This is a genomic window from Allobosea sp. 05T439 (assembly GCF_056396005.1).
Genome location: NZ_JBFTKP010000023.1, coordinates 36,592 through 57,752, shown reverse-complemented (window position 1 = coordinate 57,752; position 21,161 = coordinate 36,592). Strand labels below are relative to the sequence as shown.

The following is a 21,161-nucleotide window of genomic DNA, read 5'->3' as shown; positions in this document are numbered from 1 at the left end:
ATGATCGATCCCGTTCCGCTCTATTCCAGCGCCATCCCGCTCTCGTTCTTCCTGTGGGGGCCGGCGCTGGTGATGTTGATGTTCTGGCTCACCGGGCTCTGGGCGAGCCGTCAGGGCGTGGCCCGCATGCTCGAGAGCKACTGGAACGGCTTCAACGCTGCCGATGTCGAAAAGCTCTTCGCAGCTTATGGCGAGGAACGCCGCAACCGCTACCGTCACCGGGTGCTGCCGGCCGATGTCGCCTTCGCCCTGACCTATGCGATCGTCGGCGCGATCATCGTCGCGGGCGTCGCGATGCGCGGCTATCCCTGGTGGGTGGCGGCATTATGCGGCGGCGGCTGGCTCTTCGGCGGGCTCTGCGATGTCGTCGAGAATTTTGTCATTGCCCGGCTGCTCGACAAATACCCCCGGGTCGAGGCGGGCGATGTCGCCATGGCGAGCGGCTTCACGCAGTTGAAGCTGGTGCTGTTCACGCTCGGCGTGCTCGGCGCGCTGGCCGCGGCCTATCTGGTGTTCAAGCCACTGGCGGTGTGACGACCGGTGCCGCGGCTGCGTCATGGGTGGCAAGCCAGCCGGCGCGGCCGAGGCGGAAGAAGGCGCAGAGGAAGTGCGGATCGCCCATCAGCCATGAGCACCGGTCGCTCTCGCGCTGGAAACCGAGCCTCTCCGCCAGACGAAGGGATGCCGCGTTCAACGGGTGCGTGAGGATGACCACCTCGGTTAGGTCCAATGGGCCAAAACCGTGCTGGAGCAGGCGCGAGGCCGCCTCCGTCGTATAACCCCGGCCCCAATGGCGCGTCTCGAAGCGGTAGCTCAGCTCGATCTGCGCCGTCGCCGGAGCGCCGGGGAACAGCGCGACATAGCCCAGCAACGCGCCAGGGCTTTCGCGCGGGCTGATCGACCAGTAGCCCAGCCCCCGATCGACATGGGTGAAGCTGCGCTTCGCCACGGCCTCCCTGCTCATGAAGGCGGTGCCGACTGGCGCGATGTGTCGCATCACCTCCGGATCGGAATTCATTGCAATGACATGGTCGAGATCCTCAATGGTTCTCGGCCTGAGGATGAGGCGGTCCGTCGCGAGGATCGGCTGCGTCGTCGCCGGCATCTTGCTGGTCTGCATCGGACGCCTCTGGCATTGCTTCGCCTCAGAACCCATATGCGGCGCCGGCTACGCGGAACAGTCAGGAGATCGAGAATGCGCGCCTGTGGTACCACCTCTTCACGCGCCCTGGCCCTGGCTCTGTTGGCGCTAGGGCTCGGTCTGACCGGGGCCGCACAGGCCCAGGAGGACCTGATCTTCAGGAAATCGACCGTCTGGAAGATGCTGACGCCGAACGACAAGCTCGCCGTCTATGGCGTCGACGATCCGATCGTCGAGGGTGTGGCCTGCCACTACACTATCCCCGAGAAGGGCGGCGTCTCCGGCATGTTCGGGGTGGCGGAGGAGGTCTCGGAGATCTCGCTCGCCTGTCGTCAGGTCGGTCCGATCAAGTTCAAGGAGAAGTTCGAGCAGGGCGATGTCGTCTTCCGCGAGCGCCGCTCGATGGTCTGGAAGAAGATGCAGATCGTGCGCGGCTGCGACATCAAGCGCAACGTGCTGGTCTATCTCGTCTATTCCGACAAGCTGATCGACGGGTCGCCGCAGAATTCGACATCCACCGTCCCGATCATGCCCTGGGGCGGGGTAGGCGAGGCGCCGAAATGCTCGGATTGGGTGAGGTGAGCCGCAGGCTCAGCCGCCGCAGGTGATCGAGAGCGGCTGTTCGGCCGGTTCGGTGATGACAGGCTTCGAGACCGAACCGGTGAAATCTTCGCGCGAGGCGATGCCGAAGGCTGTCGCCTTCGCAAAACCCTGGGCCTCGCACCAGGCATCGGCGACGATCTTGCCGCATTCCGAAGTCTTCGAGGACAGGCAGTCGGCGACGCCATAGCCGTCGCTCGCCGGAATCAGGAAAATGCGCTGGTCGTTGGAAGCGGCCACCGTCTTCGAGGTCGGCAGGACTGCGAGCGAGAGGCCGGCTCCGACGATTCCGAACAGGCCGATCAGGGCGATGGCGCGGCGCATTCTCGATCTTTCCTCGTGACCCGACAGGCCAAAGAACCTTCGAAGCATGAGGATGGTTCCAGTCCGTTAAATTTGAATGAATTCGGCGTCAGCTATGTTGCGGCGCAACAAACTCGGGCGCCCTCTTGACGCAAAGCCCGCGCACAGGCAATCAGTTTTTCATGACGCAGGCCGCCATCCGGATTTGCATTATTTGCCGCTAGCTTTCGCTGGCCGGCTGCTCACGTCATCGTCCTGAAACGACCCGACAGAAAGCGCCCCCGGCCAGCGGCCCGGACCACGCTTCTCGTCGCCTATTCGCCAGGACCGTTTCGATGACGCCGACTTTAAGGCTCTACAACACGCTGACGCGGACGAAAGAGACGTTCGCGCCGATCGATCCCGGCAATGTCCGCATGTATGTCTGCGGTCCGACGGTCTATGACTACGCCCATATCGGCAATGCCCGCCCGGTCATCGTCTTCGACGTGCTCTACCGGCTGCTCCGCCATCTCTATGGCCCCGAGCATGTCACCTATGCCCGCAACCTCACGGACGTCGACGACAAGATCAATGCGCGCGCCGCCCGCGACTTTCCGGGCCTGCCGCTGAACGAGGCGATTGCCCGGGTCACGCAGACGACGACGGCGCAGTTCCACAATGATGTCGATGCGCTGGGCAATCTGCGCCCCGATGCCGAGCCGCGCGCCACCGACCATATCGAGGAGATGAAGGCGATCATCGAGCGCCTCATCGCCCGTGGCATCGCCTATGTCGCCGAGGAGCATGTGCTGTTCCATGTGCCGGCTGTGGCGAGCCTGGGGAAGGCACCGAAATACGGCTCGCTCGCCCGGCGTTCGCTGGACGAGATGATGGCCGGCGCCCGTGTCGATGTCGCGCCCTACAAGCGCGATGCCATGGATTTCGTGCTGTGGAAGCCAAGCCGCGACGGCATCGACCCCGGCTGGCCTTCCCCGGCCGGCATCGCCACGCCCGGCCGCCCCGGCTGGCATATCGAGTGCTCGGCCATGTCGATGGCGAAGCTGCTCGCACCCTTCGGCGGCGGGCTCGCCTGCGATGACCCCGCCAGGAATGTCTTCGACATCCATGGCGGCGGCATCGACCTCGTCTTCCCGCATCATGAGAACGAAATCGCCCAGAGCTGCTGCGCCTTCGGCGGTGCCGATGGCGCCGGCCGCATGGCGAATATCTGGATGCATAACGGGTTCCTGCAGGTCGAAGGCGAGAAGATGTCGAAGTCTCTCGGCAACTTCGTCACCATCAACGAACTGCTGCAGACCGATGCCTTCGGCGGCCGGACATGGCCGGGCGAAGTGCTGCGCCTTGCGATGTTGAAGACGCATTATCGTCAGCCGATCGACTGGACGGTGAAGTCGCTGGAGGAGGTCGAGTCCATCATCGGTGGCTGGGAGGAAATCCTGCATGGCATTCCGACGGAACCGCAGGCCGCTCCAAGCGACGTGGATGCCGAAATCATCGCCGCGCTGGCCGATGACCTGAACACGGCCAAGATGATGACGCGGCTTCACGGTCTCGCACGCGAAGCGAAGGCCGGCGATCCGAAGGCTGCGCGCGCATTGGCGGCAAGCGTCGATTTCCTCGGCCTGAACCGTCAGGCCTGGGGGCGGAAGGAACAGGAGTTCCTCATCCGGACGGCGACCGACGATGGGTTTGCGACGCGCGTCGACGATCTGATCCAGCACCGGCTTGCAGCGCGTCGCGCCAAGGACTTTGCCGAGTCCGACCGCATCCGCGACGAACTCGCGGCGATGGGCATCCAGCTCAAGGATGGCAAGGACCCGGCGACGGGCGAGCCCACGACAGCATGGGAAGTGAAACGATKAACCGCGATGCCCCGAAGATCCGGCGCGCCGGTGCGCTCTCGGTCGCCATGAAGCTCGTCATGCTCGCCATGGTGATGCCGCGAGTGCTGCGCTATCGGATGAGGGCCGGGCGATGAGCGCCCGCGTCCATCTTTTCGATACGACGCTGCGCGACGGCGCCCAGACCACCGGAGTCGACTTCTCGCTCGACGACAAGCGCGCGGTCGCCGCCATGCTGGACAAGCTCGGCATCGACTATGTCGAGGGCGGCTATCCCGGGGCGAACCCGCTCGATACCGCCTTCTTCGCGGAGAAGCCGACTTCGAAGGCCAAGTTCGCTGCCTTCGGCATGACCAAGCGGGCAGGGCGCTCGGCCGCCAACGACCCGGGCATCGCGGCCCTGCTCGAGGCGAAGGCCGACGCCATCGTCTTCGTCGCCAAGAGCTGGGACTACCATGTCCATGTCGCGCTCGAGATCTCGCTCGAGGACAATCTCGAGGGGATCACCGACAGCGTGAAGGCCGCGAAGGCGGCCGGACGCGAGGTGATGCTCGACTGCGAGCATTTCTTCGACGGCTACAAGGCCAATCCCGATTATGCGCTGGCCTGCGTGCAGGCAGCCTATGAGGCGGGCGCACGCTGGGTCGTGCTTTGCGATACGAATGGCGGCACCTTGCCGGACGAGGTCGGCGCCATCGTTGCCGAGGTCGCCAAGGTCGTGCCGGGCGATCATCTCGGCATCCATGCCCATGACGATTGCGGCTGCGCCGTTGCCAATTCGCTGGCGGCGGTCGAGGCCGGCGTCCGCCAGATCCAAGGCACGTTGAATGGGCTCGGCGAGCGCTGCGGCAACGCCAATCTGGTGACGCTGATCGGCGCGCTGAAACTGAAGGACAGGTATCGCGAGCGCTTCAGCATCAATGTCGACGAGCAGCAGCTCGGCGAGCTGACCCATGTTTCGCGGGCCCTCGACGAGATGCTGAACCGCGCCCCGAACCGGCACGCGCCCTTCGTCGGTTCGTCTGCCTTCGCGACCAAGGCCGGCATCCATGCCTCAGCGGTGCTGAAGGACCCGCGCACCTATGAGCATGTCGCGCCGGAAGCGACCGGCAATATCCGCAAGGTCCTGATCTCCGACCAGGGCGGCAAGTCCAACCTCGTTGCCGAGCTGGAGCGCATCGGCGTGACGCTTGGGCGCGACGATCCGCGGCTCGGGCGCCTGCTCGACGAGCTCAAGGACAAGGAGGCGCAAGGCTACGCCTTCGAGGGGGCCGACGCCTCCTTCTTCCTGCTCGCCAAGCGGATACTGCGCGAGGTGCCGGATTATTTCACGGTCGAGCGCTTCAAGGTGAATGTGGAGCGCCGCTACAACGCCAATGGCGAGCTCGTCACCTTCTCCGAGGCGATCGTGAAGGTGCAGGTCGGCGACGAGCTGCTGATCTCGGCTGCCGAGGGCTCTGCCGGTCCGGTCAATGCGCTCGACGTCGCCTTGCGCAAGGATCTCGGCCGCTATCAGTCGCTGATCGGCGGCTTGCGGCTCGTCGACTACAAGGTCCGCATCTTCCAGGGCGGCACCGATGCGGTGACGCGCGTCCTGATCGAATCCGCCGACGAGACCGGCGAACGCTGGACCACGGTCGGTGTCAGCGCCAACATCATCGACGCCTCGTTCCAGGCGCTGGTCGACTCGATCACCTACAAGCTGATGCGGGCCGGCGCGACGGCGTAAGCGAAGAGGGCTTTTGATCCGCCGCGATTCCCGGGTGAGGCGCAGCGCCCACCTGGTAATCATTCTGCGGATGAGTGTTCGGCGGTGCCGCCGCGGTCGGGAATGGCCGGGACGAGGCCCGGCCATGAGGGCCCTGGCGGCTCAATCCGTCAGGCGGATCGTCTTTTCCCTGCAGAGATCGACGCCGTCATTGTCGTTTTCGACCTCGTCGCTGAAGCGACCGAGCACGAAATAGCTGCAGCCTGCCGGCTTGTTGAGTTTCAGCACGGCGCTCTTTCCGGGAGCGAGCGGCTTGGCGAGTTTGGCGACGAGGCGGGGCTGTTCACCCGAGGTGGTGATTTCGAGCGTGTTCAACGGCACGCTGCGGGCATTGGTTACCTTGATCTGTGCCGGCGGGCGCGCTGATTGCGCCAGGGCGGGAAGCGTCGCGAGGCAGAGTGAGACGCTGGCGCCGATCAGGCCGGCAAGGATAACCCGTTGAGCTCTCATGGCTGTTTCTTTCCCCGATCCGAGCGTTGACCGCTCCGACGCCATCTCACACCGGTCCTTCGACAAGAACAAGGCCAAGCCGGCGCGCGTGTTCCGCAATCCCCGGCTTGCAGCAAGGCTCATGCATTCGCCCGCGATCGCGGATATATGGGCGGTTCAACTTGGAACTGTTTGAAAAATGTCCCCGCCTGCCGCGCCGCCTCCAGCGTCGAACTTCGCCCACTCGGCCGTCCTGCAACCCGGCTCCGGCTTCGTCGCGACCTTCCGTGCGCTCTGGCCCTATCTCTGGCCACCGGATCGCGCCGATCTGCGCAAGCGCGTGGTCGCGGCCTTCATCCTGCTGGTCATTGGCCGCATGGTGCTGATGGGCGTGCCCTTCACCTTCAAATGGGCGACGGATGCCCTGGCGAACACGCCGACCAGTCTCGGGCGCTGGCTGCCCTGGCTGGTCGGCGCACCGCTGACCCTGACGCTGATCTACGGGCTGGCGCGCGTCGGCTCCTCGGCCTTCATCCAGATGCGCGACGCGTTGTTCGCACCCGTGTTCATGCATGCGGTGCGCACGCTGGCGCTGCAGACCTTCGGTCATCTGCATTATCTCTCGCTGCGCTTCCATCTCGAGCGCAAGACCGGCGGTCTGACCCGCGTGCTGGAGCGCGGCCGCAACGGCATCGAGGAAATGGTCCGCCTCGGCCTGAACCAGTTGGTGCCGGTCGTGGTCGAAGTCGCCCTGATCACCGCCGTGCTGCTGACGATGTTCGACTGGCTCTATGTCGTCGTGCTGGTGGTGATGGTGACGACCTACATGGCCTACACGATCAAGGCCACCGAATGGCGCATCGCCATTCGCGGCGCCATGAATGAGTCCGATACCGACGCCAATTCGAAGGCGATCGACTCGCTGCTCAACTATGAGACGGTGAAGTATTTCGGAGCAGAGGCTCGCGAGACAGCCCGTTACGACCGTTCGATGGCGCGCTACGAGCGCAACTCGATCAAGGCCTATACCTCGCTCGCCTGGCTCAATTTCGGACAGGCGGCGATCTTCGCGACGGGCCTGACGATCTCGATGGTGATGGCGGTGCGCGGCTTCCAGGCCGGCACGCATACGGTCGGCGATTTCGTGCTGATCAACGCCATGTTGATCCAGCTCTACCAGCCGCTGAATTTCATGGGCACGGTCTATCGCGAGATCAAGCAGGCGACCCTCGACATCGGCGAGATGTTCGCCCTGATTGGCCGCGATCCCGAGATCCAGGACCATCCGGGCGCCCCGCCGCTTCGCGTCGATGCAGGCGAGGTCCGCTTCGAGGACGTGCATTTCGCCTATATCCCGGAGCGGCCGATCCTGAAGGGTATTTCCTTCACGGTGCCGCCGGGCAGGACGATCGCCATCGTCGGCCCGTCCGGCGCCGGCAAGTCGACGATTTCGCGCCTGCTCTTCCGCTTCTACGAACCGGCCAAGGGCAGGATCATGATCGACGGGCAGGATATCGCCGCGATCCAGCAGGTCAGCCTGCGCTCGGCGATCGGCATGGTTCCGCAGGACACCGTGCTGTTCAACGACACGATCGAGTACAATATCCGCTATGGCCGGCCGGATGCGACCGAGGCCGAGGTCGAGGAGGCGGCGCGGCTCGCCCAGATCGACCGCTTCATCCGGTCGTTGCCCGACGGCTATGAGACCTCCGTCGGCGAGCGCGGCCTGAAGCTCTCAGGCGGCGAGAAGCAGCGCGTCGCCATCGCCCGCACCATCCTGAAGGGGCCGCCGATCCTGGTGCTGGACGAGGCGACCTCGGCGCTCGATTCCTTCACCGAGAAGGAGATCCAGGACGCGCTCGACCGGGTCAGCGAGGGGCGCACGACGCTGGTCATCGCCCATCGGCTCTCGACCGTAATCAATGCCGACGAGATCATCGTGCTGGACAAGGGCCTGATCGTCGAACGCGGCCATCACCGCGAGTTGCTGGCGGCGGATGGCGTCTATGCGGCGCTCTGGAACCGTCAGCGCCAGGTCGACGAGGCCAAGGCGACGCTGAAGCGCGCGACCGAGGAAGAAGAAGAGAGTGTGAGAGTGACCCTGACGCAGTAGTCGGGGCGACGGAATTCTCTCGCCAAACGCGGCCTGCTTCCTGCATGCTACACTCCGCCGGTTTCACACGAAGCCGGTGGAGCATTGCGGGGGCTGCTCATGTTCGATCCGACGACCTTCACCGGCTTTCATACCTGGCTCAGCCTGATCGCCATCGTGGCGGGTTTTCCCGTCGCCGCGGCCATGCTGAAAGGGCACACGCGGCCGCGCTGGACCGGAATTTTCCTCTCCACCGCGTTTGCCACCAGCGCGACGGGCTTCGGCTTTCCATTCAACGGCCTCCTGCCCTCGCATATCGTCGGTGCGATCTCGCTCATTCTGGTCGGCCTTGCCGGATACGCCCTCTACGCTCGCAGGCTCGATGGCGCCTGGCGGCGGATCTATGCGGTCACGGCGATGCTCGCCTTCTATCTGCTGATCTTCGTTGCGGTCGCGCAGGCTTTCATGAAGGTGCCGTTTCTCCAGGCCATGGCGCCGACCCAGTCAGAGCCGCCCTTCGCGATTGCCGAAGGGCTCGTGCTGCTGATCTTCGTGGTGCTGACCTATCTCGCCGCGCGCCGCTTCGTCCGCAGCCCGACGGCGCTCGCCTGAGGATTGCGTGGCTTGCGTGGCGATGGCTCGCTCCCACGCAACTGGCCGATCCTTGCCTGCCGCGGTGACACCATGCTGAAGCGCCTGCGCCTGACCGGGGCGCTTCTCTTCTCCATCCTGGCCGCGGACCGGGCCGCTGCCGCGACGGAGCAGGGCTGGGAGCTCTGGATCGTCAAGCCGGGACGGCCGGGCATCGTCCAGACGTGCTCGCTGCTCAGAATGTCGCCGTCGCCGCTTGAATCGACACTTCCTCCCGATCGGCAACCGCTTCGGCTCGATGAGGCGCTCTCGATACGCTGGCAGGGCGGCTATCTCGTGCAGGACGGCGCGCCCGAGAGCCCCGCAGCGAAGCGAGGCTGGAATCCGGCCGATAGTTGCTTCGTCCTGATGGTTGCGGGCAAGCCAGTTGCGGCCGGCGCCGTGCTGCCACGAGCCTCCGCTCAGCTGCTTCGCTTCGATACTCTCGTGGTCCAGGAGGACCGGGCAGGCCAGCGGCTCGCCTTCGAACTGCTCCCGCATTTTCCGGCGGATGTCATGCTGCCGGCCCCTGCGCCCTGGGCGGCGGCGCTCGGTGCGCTCAGCCGCCCCTCAGGGGCCACGCGATGACGGCAGCGAAGCGCTTGCGAGCGGTGTTCGGGCTCGGCGCCAGCCTGGTCCTGGCGCTGTCGGCCATGCCTGTGCAGGCCTCCAGCACGAAGAAGGTCGGCAACTGGGTGGTCATTACCAATGACCGGCAGGGCGGGCGCAAGGATGTCGCGGCGGTGCTGAGCGATAGAGAGGCCCATGTCGGCCTCGCGATCCGCTGCATCGAGGCCAGCCTGTCCATCGCCTTTCTGCCGCTGAACAATGACGGACTGTTCGGCAAGGCGGGGCGGGCGGCTGCATCCTTCGTTCAAGCCGATGGTCAGCCGGCGGTTGAACTGGCGGGCGCGGTCGGGGCGGACCGGGCCGTGCATGTTGCGCGCCCGGCGTCCCTGCTCGGATTGATCCTCGGCGGGGCCGAGATGAGTGTGTTGATCCCGGCTCAGGGCAGCGGGGCGGTTTCTGCCGATTTCGACCTTGCATCCGGCCGGAGCGCGCTGGCCGAGCTTGTCGGGCAGTGCCCGGCCGACTGACGGCTACGCTCAGTCCAGCTCCAGCCGGTAGCGCAGCTTCAGGCGCTCGCCGCGGGCATAGCTTTCGTAGCTTTCCGGAATCGTGACCTCTTCGACGAGGACACAGCCGAGCCTTTCCAGCGTGCGGCGGGAGGCGAGGTTGTCGGGCGTCGTCGTCAGCCAGAGTTCGCTGAGGCCGCACGCCCTGGCCAGGGGAAGCAGCGCCCTCACGGCTTTGCCGGCGAGGCCGCGCCCGCGATAGGCTGGCTCGACGGAAAAGCCGATCTGCCCGGCGAGATGGGTCAGGAGATAGCTCGCGCCTGGCCGCAGGCTGATCGTGCCGGCGGGCTCAGCCTCAGCCAGGATGTCGAAGCGATAGGCGGCGGCGCGCCAGGGCGAGGTTTCCGGCGAATAGCTCCGGCTCAGCCGCAGGCTGACATCGTCACAGCCAAGCCTGGCCAGAAGAGCCGTGTCGATATCGCCCGCCTCCGCCATGTCCCGCGCTCCGCGCCGATGCCATGGCTGAGCTTCTAGCCGTTCCGCTGCCCTGTCTGGAAGACGCGGCGGCAAAGAGGCGGAGTTTCGTCTGCCACAAGGGGCGCGGCATGCGGCCTCTTCCCCCGGAGCGCCGAACCCCGTAAATCACGCGACAATGCCTGCCGCCCCATTCGGGCCGCAGGGGAGCGTCACTCTGCCGACGCGCTGACAAGACCAAACAGGATTGCCCATGTCGCTCGTCGATTCCGTCCGCAAAGTGATCGTTCCCATCCACAAGGAGGGCTACGTCTTCATCGCGATCGCGCTGGTGGCGACGATCGTGCTCGCCAATCTCTGGTCGCCCTTCGGCTGGCTCGGCGCGATCATCACGATCTGGGTCTGTTATTTCTTCCGCGATCCCATCCGGATCACGCCGCAACGCGAGGGGCTGGTGATCTCGCCGGCCGATGGCCGCATCAGCCAGATCGCCTCGGCGCTGCCGCCGCCGGAGTTGAACCTGCCGGCCGAGCCGATGACGCGCATCTCGATTTTCATGAACGTCTTCGATTGCCATGTGAACCGCGCCCCGGTCTCGGGCCGCATCATCAAGATGGCCTATACGCCGGGCCTCTTCCTCAATGCGGAGCTCGACAAGGCGAGCGAGGACAATGAGCGCAACGCGCTGGCGATCGAGACCCCGGCCGGCACGGTCGGCGTCGTCCAGATCGCAGGCCTGATCGCGCGGCGCATCGTGCCCTTCGTCAAGGAGGGCGATGCGATTGCGACCGGCGAGCGTTTCGGCCTGATTCGCTTCGGCTCGCGCGTCGACGTCTATCTGCCGACGAGCGTGATTCCGCTGGTTGGCGAAGGCCAGACCGCGATCGCCGGCGAGACCGTGCTGGCCGATGTCTCGGCCAGCGAAACACGGCGCAGCTTCCGCGGAATCTGAGCGCTTTCGACATCCCGGAGCGCCGTGATGCGGCGCCCGGGATGATCGCCGACTGCTCCTAGCCTCCGCGCCTAAAACCGCGTATTCCGGCTGGCATGAGCGATCTCTTTCCCCCCTTCGAGCCCGAGCAGGCTGAATCGAAGCGCACGCGCTTCAAGGCGATCCCGTTTCGGCTGATCGCGCCCAATGTCATCACATTGCTGGCGCTCTGCCTCGGCCTGACCGCGATGCGGCTCGTGGTCGAGGGCAAGCTCGAATCGGCGACGATCTTCATCCTGATCGCTGCCGCGCTCGACGGCGTCGACGGCCGCCTGGCGCGCATGCTGAAGGGCACGTCGCGCTTCGGCGCCGAGCTCGATTCGCTCTCGGATTTCGTCAATTTCGGCGTCGCCACGGGCTATGTGCTCTGGATTTTCGTCCTGCACGATCTGCGCTCCTTCGGCTGGATCATCGTGCTGACGCTGGCCTGCGCCATGGCGCTCCGGCTCGCGCGCTTCAACGTGATGATCGACGATCCCAATCGTCCCGACTGGCAGAAGAACTTCTTCGTCGGTATGCCGGCGCCCGCGGGCGCGATCACCGCGATGCTACCGCTCTATCTGCATTTCATCGGTGTGCCGGTGCAGGAATATGGCGCCCTGCTGGTCGGGATCTATATCCTGTTCATCGCCTTCCTGACGATTTCGCGCATCCCCTGCTATGCCGGCAAGACGCTCGGCACCCGCGTGCCGCGTGAGAAGGTGCTGCCGCTCTTCGTCGCGGTGGTGGTGGTGGCGGGGCTGCTCTTTGCCTACCCCTTCGAGATGCTGTCGCTGATCGTGCTGGCCTATCTCGCGCTGATCCCGATCAGCGTTGCGCGCTATCGCAAGCTCGAGCGCGAATACAACGCCGGCCTGGTGGAAGCTCCGTCCGAGCTCGCCAAGGCGTCCGTGTCGGATACCGACTAAAGCATCGGCTCGAAAAGTGGATTTGCGGTTTTCGGGATAGCCGATGCAAACGCACTGAAGCATCGGCCGGAAAAGTGTCGGGCCGGCGATAATCTAGCGGCGGCGGCTGCTCAGCCGCGCCGCATTGGCACGGGTCCGTTTCGAGAACGGCTCGAGCGTGTTGCTGGTCGCCCTGGCGACAGCCTCGCTCATATCGAGCTGGCTGAATGGGCTGAAGGCCAGATCCCACCAGAACAGGCTGACGGCCTGGCTCGCGGCGAGGCCGCTTTCCATCACCGCGGAAACCTTCTCGGTCAGGGCCTTCGTCGCCTCGCGCTGGCCGCGCCGGTCGCCGAGCGCGCCCTTGAGCAGGATCGGCATCCGCATCGCGATGGTCAGCCCGGCCTCGGCCTGCATCGTCATGACCTTGCTCACGAGCGCCTGCGCTTCCACTCCCGTTCCCAGAGCGGAACGCGGACGTCGGGTCGATGTGGTCATTTCGGTGAAGGGCTCCGGAACACGGGACAGGTCGGAAAGGACTCCGGCCTCGCAAAGAGGCCGCGTCTGCGGGCCGTAGGCTTTAATGTGTCAAGTGAAAGGCTGAAACGCAAGGGCGAGGCTGCGTATTTTATGCGCAGTGAACATAACGAAATGGGTATTGCGCTCCAGGATTGCATTCGGCGCGTGGCGGTTCAGAGAGATTTCGCAACCGGCGAAAATGATCTAGAGGCTTGGTCGGAGGGTGTCCGCCATGGGCGCCTGCGAGCCTCAGAGACGAACGCCCTTGAGTTTCTTCTCCACTCCCAAGCAGCCCGGCTGGCGGCCTATGCTGGTCCTGGCTTCGGCCTCTCCGCGCCGGCTGGCCTTGCTGGAGCAGGCCGGGCTGAAGCCCGACGCCATGCTGCCGTCCGATCTGGACGAGACACCGCTGAAGGGCGAGCGTCCGCGCGATCTCTCGCGCCGCCTGGCGCGCGAGAAGGCGCAGGCCGCGCGGGAGGGCGCGAAGAGCCGCCCCGATCTCGAAGGCTGCTACATCCTGGCGGCCGATACCGTGGTCGCAGTCGGCCGTCGTGTCTTGCCCAAGGCGGAGATCGTCGATGAGGCGGCTGCCTGCCTGCGGATGCTCTCCGGGCGCGCCCATCGCGTTTATACCAGCGTAGCCCTGGTTACGCCGGGCGGAGCGATCCGGGACCGCATCGTCGAGACGCGCGTGCGCTTCAAGCGGCTCTCGACCGAAGATCTCGAGATGTACCTCGCCTCAGGTGAATGGCGCGGCAAGGCCGGCGCCTATGCCATCCAGGGCATTGCCGGCTCCTTCGTGGTCAAGCTCGTCGGCTCCTATAGCGGCGTTGTCGGCCTGCCTCTCTACGAGACGGTGAACCTGCTCGGCGGCGAAGGCTTCCCGATCCGCTTCGGCTGGATGAATGTCGGCTGAGCGTCAGCGCATCTTGCCCTGACCTGCGGTTATCCCGATCCTGTCGCCGCTGCCTCTTCGGCAGCGCAAGGCGCGCAACCAGGGATGGGGCCGATGACGGAACGGTTGAGGGGCAAGGTTGCAATCGTCGCGGGCGCAGGCTCGATCGGGCCCGGCTGGGGCAATGGCAAGGCAACCGCGACGATCTTTGCGCGTGAGGGCGCCAGGGTGGTCTGCGCCGATCTCAACCGCGATGCCGCCGAGGAGACGGCGGCGATCATCCAGAACGAGGGCGCCCAGGCCTTCGCGGTGCAGACCGACGTAACCCGGGCCGATTCAATCGCCGATCTCGTCGGCCAGGCGCTCGGCCGCTACGGCCGCATCGACATCCTCGACAACAATGTCGGCATCGCCGAGGTCGGCAGCGTCGTCGATCTGCCGCAGGAGACCTGGGAGCGGGTCTTCAAGGTCAATGTCACCAGCGCCTTCCTGGCGATGAAACATGTCATCCCGGTGATGCAGCGCCAGTTCGAGGAGACGGGCGAGGGCGGCTCGATCATCAACATTTCCTCGATCGCCTCGATTCGCCACACCGGCGTGCCCTATGCCAGTTACTCCGCCACAAAGGCGGCGCTGAATCACCTGACCCGCACGACCGCGGTGCAATACGCGGCGCAGAAGATTCGCGTGAACGCGATCCTGCCCGGCCTGATGAAGACGCCGATGGTCGAGCATTCCGCCGGCCTCGCGCAGGCCTATGGCGAAGGCGACATCGCCGCGATGTGGAAGGCACGCGATGCGCAGGTGCCGATGGGTCATATGGGCGAGGCCTGGGACGTGGCCTATGCCGCGCTCTTCCTTGCCAGTGACGAAGCGCGCTATGTCACCGGCATCGAACTCGTGGTCGATGGAGGCATCACGCTCAAATATGGCTGAGAATCAGGATACGTCACCCCCGCCGGCGCCAAGACCCTGCCCGATCTGCGGCAAGCCGGCGGTGCATCGCTTCAGGCCCTTCTGCTCGTCACGCTGCCGCGACATCGATCTCGGCCACTGGCTGAAGGGCAGCTATGTCATTCCCGGCGAGCCGGTGGAGGAGGCTGAAACCGGGTTACCCACACGCGAAGACGAGACTTGATCGGAAGCCGGCTGAAGCGACTGGACAGCCCGCCAATCACACTCTATATCGCCCCCACCAACACGAAGCGCCTGGCGCTTCGCCGGATGCCCAGATAGCTCAGTTGGTAGAGCATGCGACTGAAAATCGCAGTGTCGCTGGTTCGATTCCAGCTCTGGGCACCACTCCCCCTTCTCAGGGGTTGATCAGCAAAGAAAAACCGCTCCGCCGAAAGTCCATCTTCTCGACGACGGTGAACGGGACCTATCGGGCCTGAAGACGCTCTTCGCATGGGCTGTAGCAAACCACTGCGTCCTCACGAACCCTACCCTCGGAGTGACAGTTGCCTCGGGTGGACCCCAAGCCTCCAATGCGGAATTCTCGGCGCATGGCTCGAATCATTGCCGCCACGTTGTTCTTTCTCGCGGCTCTCGGGATCGCCCAAGTGGCTCTCGCTGCCGGTGCCTGCCGCCCCACGCGCGACGGCAAGGATCGCATTGAGCTCACAGGTGGCTGCCCAAGCGGCTACTACGTGCGGGGCGCGTGCTGTGAATCCTTCAATGCCATCTCTCCACAGGCACAGCCGAATGCCAGCAGCGCGAAGACCTGCCCGGCCGGCACCGTGTTAAAGCTTGGAGTCTGTGTCGCTGGCCAGTGATCGGACTGGAGGGGTAGCGCGGAGCGGACTTTGCAGCCTGTTCCCTATCGGGAGGGGCGGGGGCCAGTCTGCCGCGGCACGGGAGTACCCGAGGGGGCATGGCAGAATACGCGCGCCTGCGGAGTTCGTCTCCGGCGGTTGTGGAGCCCGTTCGTGACGGACACCGGCCCAATCACCCAGCTCGCGAAATTGCCGCTTCAGTGTCGCGGCTCGCTGCCGCCCTTCAGCTCCACTTCAAATCGCAAGAGCTGGTCGAACAGCGGCGCCTTTCGGACGTCATCATCGAGCCCGCCATCGGGCCTCTTCTCCGATCGTCGGCTCTCGAGTAGCCCGAGCCATGACAGCGGCCGGAGCACCCGCGTCGTCAGGGCGAACTCGGGAAAGTCGGGAGCGATCGGGTCCCCGATGGTCTCCATGATCGTGCAGGCCGGCATCAGGTCCTTCGCATGGGACCAGCCATGCGCCGTCACCGACAGGCTCCACAGGATCACGCCCATGTGGTGCTGGGGCCAGAACTCCAGCGGGTTCCGGTCGAAGTCCTGGAGGTTCACCTTCCAGAATGTCGCTTCGAACAGCGCGGCCAGCAGCGCCGGGGCGGCCTGGGGTGCCAGCATGGCCTTGCCTGCCTTGCTCGCCTTCAGGACCCCCGAACGTTTCCGCAGGAGCCGGGCCGCCTGCAGCACGATCCGTGTGAACAGGACCCCGTAGGCATCGTGCTCGTTGATGACCTTGTTCGTCGCGAGCGTGGTGGCCTTGTCGTATCCCGGCCACTCCGTCCGGTCGAAGACATGCCGGACATCGGCCCGCTTCAGGGCGCCCGCAGGGGTGAGGACCAGTCCGCCCGTCTCCACGGCAAGCGCCAGCAGGAGCCTCGCGGCGATAACCATGGGAGCCTGAAGCGCGACCTCGACCGAGACGTCATCGGGCGTGAGGCGAACAGCCTGCGGGACTCTGCCGGGAGGCTCAAGGAGCGCCTTGAGGGAGGACGGCTGAAGATGGGCCCAAGCGGGGGGAAGGTCTGTCACGGGGAGAGCGTAGGCGGGCCGGAGCGATTGCTCAACATTGCGCTTCGCTGGAGATGCGGGCCTCGGCGGGTGACACAGGTCGATGACAATAGGTCATGCCGGATGGCTTATCGAGGCTTTGATTTGATCGCGAATTTGGCGCCGACGCCCTATGGGCCATGGGCGCCATGCGCTCTGTTTCGGCTTTCGGTCGGTCATCGCGATGGCCCGCGCAAGGCCGGCGCAAAATCTGCGCCGGTCTGCCGAGTGGGCCTTCCACATGGAATCTAGCGGCCGAAGATGCTCTTGAAGAACTTCGCGACCGTGTTTCTGCTCTTCTTGCGCTCGAGTTCGGATGCGTCGGTGATCCACGCCGTCTGAACGACACGCCGCTCGCCCGCGAAGGGCTTGTGGCCGTGCCAGGAGTTGTCGGAGCGCAGGAAGCCGAAAACGGCGCCCATCGTCGGAGGCACCTCGCAGGCGAAGGGCTCGAAATTCGTGCCGTCATAGAGCACGCGCAACCGGCCTTCCGAAGCCGGGGACCAGTCGTCGTTCAGATAGAGCAGCACGGTCATGACCTTGCTCGGGCCATCGGTGTGAATGCGGCCGTCCTTGGCCTGCGAGAGCTTTCGCACAGTGGTCAGGCGCGGAAAGGCGTGGAGGTCTTTTCCAAAGCGCTGCGAAAGCACCTCGGTGAGGTCCGGGCTCTCCATTTCATCGATCAGCTGCTTAAAGCTTCCCGCCAGCTCGATATCGTCGACGGTCAGATAGCCAGGCTTCGTAATGGTCGGGTAATCCCGACGTATATCGGGGATGGCCTCAGGCCTGAGAAAGTTCTCACCAAGGAAATGCGGATAAGGCTGCAGTGAGAACGCACTGTCGCGGATCGCATCTGCATTGAGTAGCTTGAGAGCCAAAGCCGTGGTCCCTTAGTAAATTACATTCGGTAATTTCGACCGGTGGTAGACATGTAAGAGCTGCTGACCGTGCCTGCGCGCGCTGGAGAAGGAGCCAAGGCTTGCAGACAGGAATCGAGCAGCCGAAATCGTATCTTATCCATACATGCGAGCCTCCACGATGCAAGATTGCTTGCATCGTCCACGGCGAAACCGTTCGGCGGGCGAGAATTCGCATTGTGTCGGCGCTGCGATTGCAGGAGGCGAGGCCCGCCTTCTGCTTCGTTCCGGCCCATTATCCCAGGCAATGACATCAGGGTGCGCGAACCCCTCCTGCATCCCGTGCGCATTCGGGCCTCGCGCATGCCGCGGACGCCGTTGCGCAAAGCCGATGACGAAAATTCGCAGGTTCGGGAATAAACGGCGCTGCAGAGCTGTCTCCTCAATGAACGCAGCGTGGTTGCGTTCCTGGGAGATCGACCATGACACATCATCGGATCGACAATGGGCGGCCTGACACCACCCGCCGCGAGACGCTCGAATGCATGATCTGGGCCGGAACCGGCGTGCTTTGGACGGTTGCGAGCGGGGTGCCGGTCTMGCTGGGCCTGCTCGGCAAGGCCGAGGCGGCAGAAGCGGTCACCAAGGGGTTCACCTTCCTGCAGATATCCGACAGCCATGTCGGCTTCGACAAGGCCGCGAACCCGCATGCTCTCGACACGCTCACCGAGGCCATCGCCCAGATCGGGGCGCTCCCGGCCAAGCCCGCCTTCATGATCCACACGGGCGACATCACGCATCTCTCCACGGCCGCTCAATTCGATGATGCGGCGCGTGTCATCGGCGGCGCGAGGCTCGACGTTCACTACGTGCCTGGCGAACATGACGTGATCGACGAGGGGAACGGACAGGCCTATTCGGAGCGGTACGGCAAGGGCAAGCAGGGCGCCGGATGGTATTCCTTCGACGAAGGCGGCGTGCATTTCATCGGCCTGGTCAACGTCGTKAACCTCAAGGCCGGCGGGCTCGGCCAGCTCGGGCCGGAGCAGCTGAAATGGCTCGCCGACGATTTGCGCGGCCGCAGCGCCTCGGCTCCCATCGTGGTCTTCGCGCATATCCCGCTCTGGACGGTCTATGCCGATTGGGGCTGGGGCACCGCCGACAGCACGCAGGCGCTTGCGCTGCTCAAGCCCTTCGGGTCCGTCACCATCCTCAACGGCCATATCCACCAGATCATGCAGAAGGTGGAAGGCAATGTGACCTTTCACACTGCAAGGTCCACGGCCTTTCCGCAGCCGGCGCCGGGGACCGCCTCCTCGCCCGGTCCCCTGACCGTCCCGGCTGGCGAGTTGCGCAAGTTCCTCGGCATTACGAGCGTCGCCATTCGCCCGGGCGCAAACGATCTGGCGATCATCGACAGCACGCTCGCGCGCGGCTGAACGAGGGATGGCGTAACCGTGCAATCGGGAGAGCGACATGACTTGCAGGCACAGGCCCCTCTGGGCTGCGGGCGCGATCATCGTCCTGTCGGTCCTCGCCGCATCCCGTCCCGCGGGGGCGGAGGAGGCGCTGGTGAGGATCTCCAACTTCGCTTTCGTTCCGCCGGACCTCACCGTGAAAGCCGGAACGACGGTCACGTTCCGGAACGAGGATGACGAACCGCATCTGGTTGTCGCGGGTGACGGCTCGTTCAGATCCCGCGCGCTCGATACGAAGGACAGTTTCGCGTATGATTTCACCCTGCCGGGGGAGTTTTCGTATTTCTGCAGCCTTCATCCGCATATGCAGGGAAAGATCCGCGTTTCCCGCTGATCGGACCTTGTGGCCGGGTGTCCAGACGGCGAGCCGACAGTGGCAGCAAGCGGCGACCCTTCCGCCGAACGGTTTCGCGAGGTGGTGTTGCCCCATCTTGCGGATGCGCTGGCCTTCGCCCGCTGGCTCACGGGCAATGCACATGATGCAGAAGACGTCGTCCAGGAGGCTTGCCTTCGCGCCTATGCCGGGATCGGAACCTATGCAGGCGGCAGCGCTCGCGCCTGGCTTCTCGCGATCGTGCGCAATGCCTGTCACACATGGCTCGCCAGGAATCGCGGGCCGATGCTCGTGCCGCTCGACGAGGTCACGGATGCGGATCTCCTGGCTTCTGGCCCATCAGGCGATGACGATGCGGAGGCGGCCATGATCGCCCGCGCCGACGCGGCAGAGATCGAAGCGGCGATTGCAGCGCTGCCCCCGCCGTTCCGCGAGGTTCTCGTGCTGCGCGATATCAATGGGCTGGGCTATCGCGAGATCGCCGATCTGATTTCGGCGCCGATTGGCACCGTCATGTCCCGCCTGTCGCGAGCCCGCACGATCCTGATCCGCCAGCTTGGGGGACGCAATGACCGAGCGTGACGGCCAGCCCATCGATCCAGGCGAAGCGCGGCTGCTTCTGCACGCTCTCGTCGATGGCGAACTCGATGCGGCCAGTGCATCTGCGCTCGAGCGCCGCCTCGCAACCGATCCGCCCCTCGCGGCGGAAAGGGCGCGGATCGTTGCCCTGCGCAGCGCGATGCGGCAGCTGCCCCGGCCGGAGCCCAGTGCCGAGCTGCGCAAGCGTGTCATTGCGATCGGCGCCGATGCATCGGCGCGGCCGGCTCGCAGTTTCGATTGGCGCGCACTGGCCGCAACCGCTCTGATCGCCAGCCTGCTGGCCGGGGGCGGAACCTATTGGGGCGTGTCGAGAGTGGCGCCGGAGGATATGGCGGGCGACATCGCCAGCAGTCACCGCCGGGCCCTCATCGCACCCACTCCGGTCGACATGGCCTCGTCCGATCGACACCAGGTCAAGCCATGGCTTGACGCCAAGATCGGCCTGTCTCCGCCGGCCGACGACTTTGCTCGGGATGGTTTTCCCCTCGTCGGCGCACGCATCGATGTCATCGGCAATCACGTCGCGCCGACCCTCGTCTACCGCCACAATGAGCATCTGATCTCGGTCGTCGCCTTGCCGCGCGCTGTCTCGTCCCAGCCGCCCGCCGGGCCCAGCGGCAGCTCGGCACGGGGGTTTTCACTGGTGACCTGGGAGGATCGCGCCTTCACCTATTGGGCGATCTCCGATCTGGAGCGGGCGGAGCTCGATGCCTTCGTGCGGCTGTTCCAGGCGCGCGCCGCCGAAAAGGGGTGACCACCGGCATCGCTCACCGCTTCCGAGGTGATGGTCCCGAGCTCTTCCGGCGCGTAACCTTGGGCATTCGGCTGGAGCGAGGCACCCGCTCAGCGGGGGCACCAGTCCCAGAAGCCGGTCATGCGCTGGGGCGTGGTGTAGTACCAGCAATAGCCCGCGCGCGGCGCCGGGCCGGCGAGCGAGACAGCCGCTGCCCCGGCGATGAAGCCGAGCGCCGCCCCCGCTGCAACCGCTCCGCCGCGATGCCAGTGACGCCGCGGGTGAACGACGGTCACAGGCCCCGGGCGATGATGCCGGACCTGCGGGCTCGGCCGATGGACATGCGACGGGCGCTTATACGGACGGTGCTGCGGCCGGCTGACATGCGCCCCGTTGCCGGGCCGTTGGGCGCTGGAATGGTGGCCCCTGCGGACAGTCTGCCCCGATATCTGCGGCGAGCTGGAGGAGCGGACCTGCGCTTCGGCCGTGCCCAGGCTGGGCAGGGGCGCCACGACGCTCGCTAGGAGGGCGAAGAGCATGAGAAGCGATTTCAGCTTGAGAGAATGGCGCATGATCTCTTCTCCTCCACGGCAATCGCTCACGCCCATCGAGCCATGGCGCTCCGGTGGCTTCGCGTCGCCGCCCATCCATGCTGGCCTGTCATGTGGAAGTCGATCAACTCATTGTGGGTT

Annotated in this window: 27 protein-coding genes and 1 tRNA gene; 20 read left to right on the top strand and 8 right to left on the bottom strand. The window is 65.2% G+C overall.

The annotated features are described in order from the left end of the window. Positions 1 to 534 (top strand): hypothetical protein, encoded by a 534-nt coding sequence (locus AC1DIO_RS23235; protein WP_476854136.1) that lies wholly within the window; start codon positions 1 to 3, stop codon positions 532 to 534. On the opposite strand, the gene AC1DIO_RS23230 is transcribed toward AC1DIO_RS23235, so the two are convergent. Beyond that, the gene (locus AC1DIO_RS23230) at positions 515 to 1,120 is read right to left on the bottom strand and encodes a GNAT family N-acetyltransferase (protein WP_476768790.1); all 606 of its coding nucleotides are present in this window, start codon (positions 1,118 to 1,120) and stop codon (positions 515 to 517) included. The genes AC1DIO_RS23235 and AC1DIO_RS23230 overlap by 20 nt on opposite strands. A 75-nt stretch (positions 1,121 to 1,195) precedes the next feature. Between AC1DIO_RS23230 and AC1DIO_RS23225 the strand changes: the two genes are divergently transcribed. After that, positions 1,196 to 1,723, top strand: a complete 528-nt coding sequence (locus tag AC1DIO_RS23225; protein WP_441493075.1) for a CreA family protein — start codon at positions 1,196 to 1,198, stop codon at positions 1,721 to 1,723. Between the two features lie 9 nt (positions 1,724 to 1,732). Here AC1DIO_RS23225 and AC1DIO_RS23220 read toward each other — a convergent pair whose 3' ends face one another. Further along, positions 1,733 to 2,065 (bottom strand): hypothetical protein, encoded by a 333-nt coding sequence (locus AC1DIO_RS23220; protein WP_113512928.1) that lies wholly within the window; start codon positions 2,063 to 2,065, stop codon positions 1,733 to 1,735. A 314-nt stretch (positions 2,066 to 2,379) separates the two neighbouring features. Here AC1DIO_RS23220 and cysS point away from each other — a divergent pair, with 314 nt between their 5' ends. After that, the gene (gene cysS, locus AC1DIO_RS23215; RefSeq protein ID WP_476854135.1) at positions 2,380 to 3,960 is read left to right on the top strand and encodes a cysteine--tRNA ligase; all 1,581 of its coding nucleotides are present in this window, start codon (positions 2,380 to 2,382) and stop codon (positions 3,958 to 3,960) included. 61 nt (positions 3,961 to 4,021) lie between these two features. Beyond that, positions 4,022 to 5,617 (top strand): citramalate synthase, encoded by a 1,596-nt coding sequence (gene cimA / locus AC1DIO_RS23210; RefSeq protein ID WP_476854134.1) that lies wholly within the window; start codon positions 4,022 to 4,024, stop codon positions 5,615 to 5,617. 141 nt (positions 5,618 to 5,758) lie between these two features. On the opposite strand, the gene AC1DIO_RS23205 is transcribed toward cimA, so the two are convergent. Then, positions 5,759 to 6,106 (bottom strand): hypothetical protein, encoded by a 348-nt coding sequence (locus AC1DIO_RS23205; protein WP_441493071.1) that lies wholly within the window; start codon positions 6,104 to 6,106, stop codon positions 5,759 to 5,761. Between AC1DIO_RS23205 and AC1DIO_RS23200 the strand changes: the two genes are divergently transcribed. The 5 genes from AC1DIO_RS23200 (at position 6,105) to AC1DIO_RS23180 (ending at position 9,904) form a co-directional block, all read left to right on the top strand. Further along, positions 6,105 to 6,281, top strand: a complete 177-nt coding sequence (locus AC1DIO_RS23200; protein WP_476854133.1) for a hypothetical protein — start codon at positions 6,105 to 6,107, stop codon at positions 6,279 to 6,281. The genes AC1DIO_RS23205 and AC1DIO_RS23200 overlap by 2 nt on opposite strands. Positions 6,282 to 6,284: 3 nt before the next feature. Then, the gene (locus AC1DIO_RS23195) at positions 6,285 to 8,198 is read left to right on the top strand and encodes an ABCB family ABC transporter ATP-binding protein/permease (RefSeq protein WP_441507903.1); all 1,914 of its coding nucleotides are present in this window, start codon (positions 6,285 to 6,287) and stop codon (positions 8,196 to 8,198) included. A 99-nt stretch (positions 8,199 to 8,297) separates the two neighbouring features. Then, positions 8,298 to 8,789 carry a hypothetical protein gene (locus tag AC1DIO_RS23190; RefSeq protein WP_441493068.1) on the top strand — a complete coding sequence of 164 codons (492 nt, stop codon included), beginning with the start codon at positions 8,298 to 8,300 and terminating at the stop codon, positions 8,787 to 8,789. A 12-nt stretch (positions 8,790 to 8,801) separates the two neighbouring features. Further along, positions 8,802 to 9,395, top strand: coding sequence for a hypothetical protein (locus tag AC1DIO_RS23185; protein ID WP_476854132.1), 594 nt, complete (start codon positions 8,802 to 8,804; stop codon positions 9,393 to 9,395). Next, positions 9,392 to 9,904 (top strand): hypothetical protein, encoded by a 513-nt coding sequence (locus tag AC1DIO_RS23180; RefSeq protein WP_476826509.1) that lies wholly within the window; start codon positions 9,392 to 9,394, stop codon positions 9,902 to 9,904. The genes AC1DIO_RS23185 and AC1DIO_RS23180 overlap by 4 nt, the downstream gene beginning before the upstream one ends. Before the next feature lie 9 nt (positions 9,905 to 9,913). On the opposite strand, the gene AC1DIO_RS23175 is transcribed toward AC1DIO_RS23180, so the two are convergent. Beyond that, positions 9,914 to 10,378, bottom strand: a complete 465-nt coding sequence (locus tag AC1DIO_RS23175) for a GNAT family N-acetyltransferase (RefSeq protein ID WP_476826510.1) — start codon at positions 10,376 to 10,378, stop codon at positions 9,914 to 9,916. A gap of 232 nt (positions 10,379 to 10,610) precedes the next feature. On the opposite strand from AC1DIO_RS23175, the gene AC1DIO_RS23170 reads away from it, so the two are divergent. Together AC1DIO_RS23170 and AC1DIO_RS23165 are read left to right on the top strand one after the other, a co-directional pair. Next, entirely contained in the window at positions 10,611 to 11,309 is a 699-nt protein-coding gene (locus tag AC1DIO_RS23170; protein WP_069877150.1) for a phosphatidylserine decarboxylase, read from the top strand. Positions 11,310 to 11,404: 95 nt separating this feature from the next. Then, positions 11,405 to 12,256 (top strand): CDP-alcohol phosphatidyltransferase family protein, encoded by an 852-nt coding sequence (locus tag AC1DIO_RS23165; protein ID WP_441493064.1) that lies wholly within the window; start codon positions 11,405 to 11,407, stop codon positions 12,254 to 12,256. A gap of 93 nt (positions 12,257 to 12,349) precedes the next feature. Here the strand turns inward: AC1DIO_RS23165 and AC1DIO_RS23160 are convergent, their stop codons facing one another. Beyond that, the gene (locus AC1DIO_RS23160; protein ID WP_141739951.1) at positions 12,350 to 12,733 is read right to left on the bottom strand and encodes a hypothetical protein; all 384 of its coding nucleotides are present in this window, start codon (positions 12,731 to 12,733) and stop codon (positions 12,350 to 12,352) included. A 328-nt stretch (positions 12,734 to 13,061) separates the two neighbouring features. On the opposite strand from AC1DIO_RS23160, the gene AC1DIO_RS23155 reads away from it, so the two are divergent. The 5 genes from AC1DIO_RS23155 to AC1DIO_RS23135 all read left to right on the top strand — a co-directional run bounded on the left by AC1DIO_RS23155 (position 13,062) and on the right by AC1DIO_RS23135 (position 15,424). Then, positions 13,062 to 13,670 carry a Maf-like protein gene (locus AC1DIO_RS23155; RefSeq protein ID WP_441493099.1) on the top strand — a complete coding sequence of 203 codons (609 nt, stop codon included), beginning with the start codon at positions 13,062 to 13,064 and terminating at the stop codon, positions 13,668 to 13,670. Between the two features lie 93 nt (positions 13,671 to 13,763). Next, positions 13,764 to 14,585: an SDR family NAD(P)-dependent oxidoreductase gene (locus AC1DIO_RS23150; RefSeq protein ID WP_441493063.1), complete on the top strand. Its 822-nt coding sequence runs from the start codon at positions 13,764 to 13,766 to the stop codon at positions 14,583 to 14,585. Next, entirely contained in the window at positions 14,578 to 14,787 is a 210-nt protein-coding gene (yacG, locus tag AC1DIO_RS23145; protein WP_441480815.1) for a DNA gyrase inhibitor YacG, read from the top strand. The genes AC1DIO_RS23150 and yacG overlap by 8 nt, the downstream gene beginning before the upstream one ends. A gap of 88 nt (positions 14,788 to 14,875) precedes the next feature. Then, positions 14,876 to 14,951 (top strand) — tRNA-Phe (locus tag AC1DIO_RS23140). A gap of 203 nt (positions 14,952 to 15,154) precedes the next feature. After that, positions 15,155 to 15,424, top strand: a complete 270-nt coding sequence (locus tag AC1DIO_RS23135; protein WP_441493062.1) for a hypothetical protein — start codon at positions 15,155 to 15,157, stop codon at positions 15,422 to 15,424. 197 nt (positions 15,425 to 15,621) lie between these two features. Here AC1DIO_RS23135 and AC1DIO_RS23130 read toward each other — a convergent pair whose 3' ends face one another. After that, positions 15,622 to 16,311 carry a hypothetical protein gene (locus tag AC1DIO_RS23130; protein ID WP_476854131.1) on the bottom strand — a complete coding sequence of 230 codons (690 nt, stop codon included), beginning with the start codon at positions 16,309 to 16,311 and terminating at the stop codon, positions 15,622 to 15,624. A gap of 404 nt (positions 16,312 to 16,715) precedes the next feature. Then, positions 16,716 to 17,345: a 2OG-Fe(II) oxygenase gene (locus tag AC1DIO_RS23125; RefSeq protein WP_476831985.1), complete on the bottom strand. Its 630-nt coding sequence runs from the start codon at positions 17,343 to 17,345 to the stop codon at positions 16,716 to 16,718. A gap of 461 nt (positions 17,346 to 17,806) precedes the next feature. Between AC1DIO_RS23125 and AC1DIO_RS23120 the strand changes: the two genes are divergently transcribed. Genes AC1DIO_RS23120 through AC1DIO_RS23105 form a run of 4 tightly spaced genes read left to right on the top strand, consistent with a single transcriptional unit; the run spans position 17,807 to position 20,490 of the window. Beyond that, positions 17,807 to 18,763 carry a metallophosphoesterase family protein gene (locus AC1DIO_RS23120; protein WP_476854130.1) on the top strand — a complete coding sequence of 319 codons (957 nt, stop codon included), beginning with the start codon at positions 17,807 to 17,809 and terminating at the stop codon, positions 18,761 to 18,763. Positions 18,764 to 18,800: 37 nt separating this feature from the next. Next, positions 18,801 to 19,136, top strand: a complete 336-nt coding sequence (locus AC1DIO_RS23115) for a cupredoxin domain-containing protein (protein ID WP_441493058.1) — start codon at positions 18,801 to 18,803, stop codon at positions 19,134 to 19,136. Between the two features lie 39 nt (positions 19,137 to 19,175). Beyond that, positions 19,176 to 19,718 carry a sigma-70 family RNA polymerase sigma factor gene (locus AC1DIO_RS23110; RefSeq protein ID WP_441507894.1) on the top strand — a complete coding sequence of 181 codons (543 nt, stop codon included), beginning with the start codon at positions 19,176 to 19,178 and terminating at the stop codon, positions 19,716 to 19,718. Beyond that, positions 19,705 to 20,490, top strand: a complete 786-nt coding sequence (locus tag AC1DIO_RS23105; RefSeq protein ID WP_476776981.1) for an anti-sigma factor family protein — start codon at positions 19,705 to 19,707, stop codon at positions 20,488 to 20,490. Before AC1DIO_RS23110 ends, AC1DIO_RS23105 begins: the two co-directional genes overlap by 14 nt. Before the next feature lie 89 nt (positions 20,491 to 20,579). Here the strand turns inward: AC1DIO_RS23105 and AC1DIO_RS23100 are convergent, their stop codons facing one another. Further along, positions 20,580 to 21,041, bottom strand: coding sequence for a hypothetical protein (locus AC1DIO_RS23100; RefSeq protein WP_441493055.1), 462 nt, complete (start codon positions 21,039 to 21,041; stop codon positions 20,580 to 20,582). Positions 21,042 to 21,161 lie beyond the last annotated feature (120 nt).

What these genes read in the sequence shown, in the direction of transcription:
- AC1DIO_RS23200 (WP_476854133.1), top strand. Translation starts at nt 6,105, where the DNA reads ATGGCTGTTTCTTTCCCCGATCCGAGCGTTGACCGCTCCGACGCCATC.
- AC1DIO_RS23190 (WP_441493068.1), top strand. Translation starts at nt 8,298, where the DNA reads ATGTTCGATCCGACGACCTTCACCGGCTTTCATACCTGGCTCAGCCTG.
- AC1DIO_RS23195 (WP_441507903.1), top strand. Translation starts at nt 6,285, where the DNA reads ATGTCCCCGCCTGCCGCGCCGCCTCCAGCGTCGAACTTCGCCCACTCG.
- AC1DIO_RS23135 (WP_441493062.1), top strand. Translation starts at nt 15,155, where the DNA reads ATGGCTCGAATCATTGCCGCCACGTTGTTCTTTCTCGCGGCTCTCGGG.
- AC1DIO_RS23165 (WP_441493064.1), top strand. Translation starts at nt 11,405, where the DNA reads ATGAGCGATCTCTTTCCCCCCTTCGAGCCCGAGCAGGCTGAATCGAAG.
- cimA (WP_476854134.1), top strand. Translation starts at nt 4,022, where the DNA reads ATGAGCGCCCGCGTCCATCTTTTCGATACGACGCTGCGCGACGGCGCC.
- AC1DIO_RS23205 (WP_441493071.1), bottom strand. Translation starts at nt 6,106, where the DNA reads ATGAGAGCTCAACGGGTTATCCTTGCCGGCCTGATCGGCGCCAGCGTC.
- AC1DIO_RS23230 (WP_476768790.1), bottom strand. Translation starts at nt 1,120, where the DNA reads ATGCAGACCAGCAAGATGCCGGCGACGACGCAGCCGATCCTCGCGACG.
- AC1DIO_RS23225 (WP_441493075.1), top strand. Translation starts at nt 1,196, where the DNA reads ATGCGCGCCTGTGGTACCACCTCTTCACGCGCCCTGGCCCTGGCTCTG.
- AC1DIO_RS23100 (WP_441493055.1), bottom strand. Translation starts at nt 21,041, where the DNA reads ATGCGCCATTCTCTCAAGCTGAAATCGCTTCTCATGCTCTTCGCCCTC.
- AC1DIO_RS23160 (WP_141739951.1), bottom strand. Translation starts at nt 12,733, where the DNA reads ATGACCACATCGACCCGACGTCCGCGTTCCGCTCTGGGAACGGGAGTG.
- AC1DIO_RS23170 (WP_069877150.1), top strand. Translation starts at nt 10,611, where the DNA reads ATGTCGCTCGTCGATTCCGTCCGCAAAGTGATCGTTCCCATCCACAAG.
- yacG (WP_441480815.1), top strand. Translation starts at nt 14,578, where the DNA reads ATGGCTGAGAATCAGGATACGTCACCCCCGCCGGCGCCAAGACCCTGC.
- AC1DIO_RS23155 (WP_441493099.1), top strand. Translation starts at nt 13,062, where the DNA reads ATGCTGGTCCTGGCTTCGGCCTCTCCGCGCCGGCTGGCCTTGCTGGAG.
- AC1DIO_RS23220 (WP_113512928.1), bottom strand. Translation starts at nt 2,065, where the DNA reads ATGCGCCGCGCCATCGCCCTGATCGGCCTGTTCGGAATCGTCGGAGCC.
- AC1DIO_RS23180 (WP_476826509.1), top strand. Translation starts at nt 9,392, where the DNA reads ATGACGGCAGCGAAGCGCTTGCGAGCGGTGTTCGGGCTCGGCGCCAGC.
- AC1DIO_RS23105 (WP_476776981.1), top strand. Translation starts at nt 19,705, where the DNA reads ATGACCGAGCGTGACGGCCAGCCCATCGATCCAGGCGAAGCGCGGCTG.
- AC1DIO_RS23130 (WP_476854131.1), bottom strand. Translation starts at nt 16,311, where the DNA reads ATGGTTATCGCCGCGAGGCTCCTGCTGGCGCTTGCCGTGGAGACGGGC.
- AC1DIO_RS23115 (WP_441493058.1), top strand. Translation starts at nt 18,801, where the DNA reads ATGACTTGCAGGCACAGGCCCCTCTGGGCTGCGGGCGCGATCATCGTC.
- AC1DIO_RS23175 (WP_476826510.1), bottom strand. Translation starts at nt 10,378, where the DNA reads ATGGCGGAGGCGGGCGATATCGACACGGCTCTTCTGGCCAGGCTTGGC.
- AC1DIO_RS23150 (WP_441493063.1), top strand. Translation starts at nt 13,764, where the DNA reads ATGACGGAACGGTTGAGGGGCAAGGTTGCAATCGTCGCGGGCGCAGGC.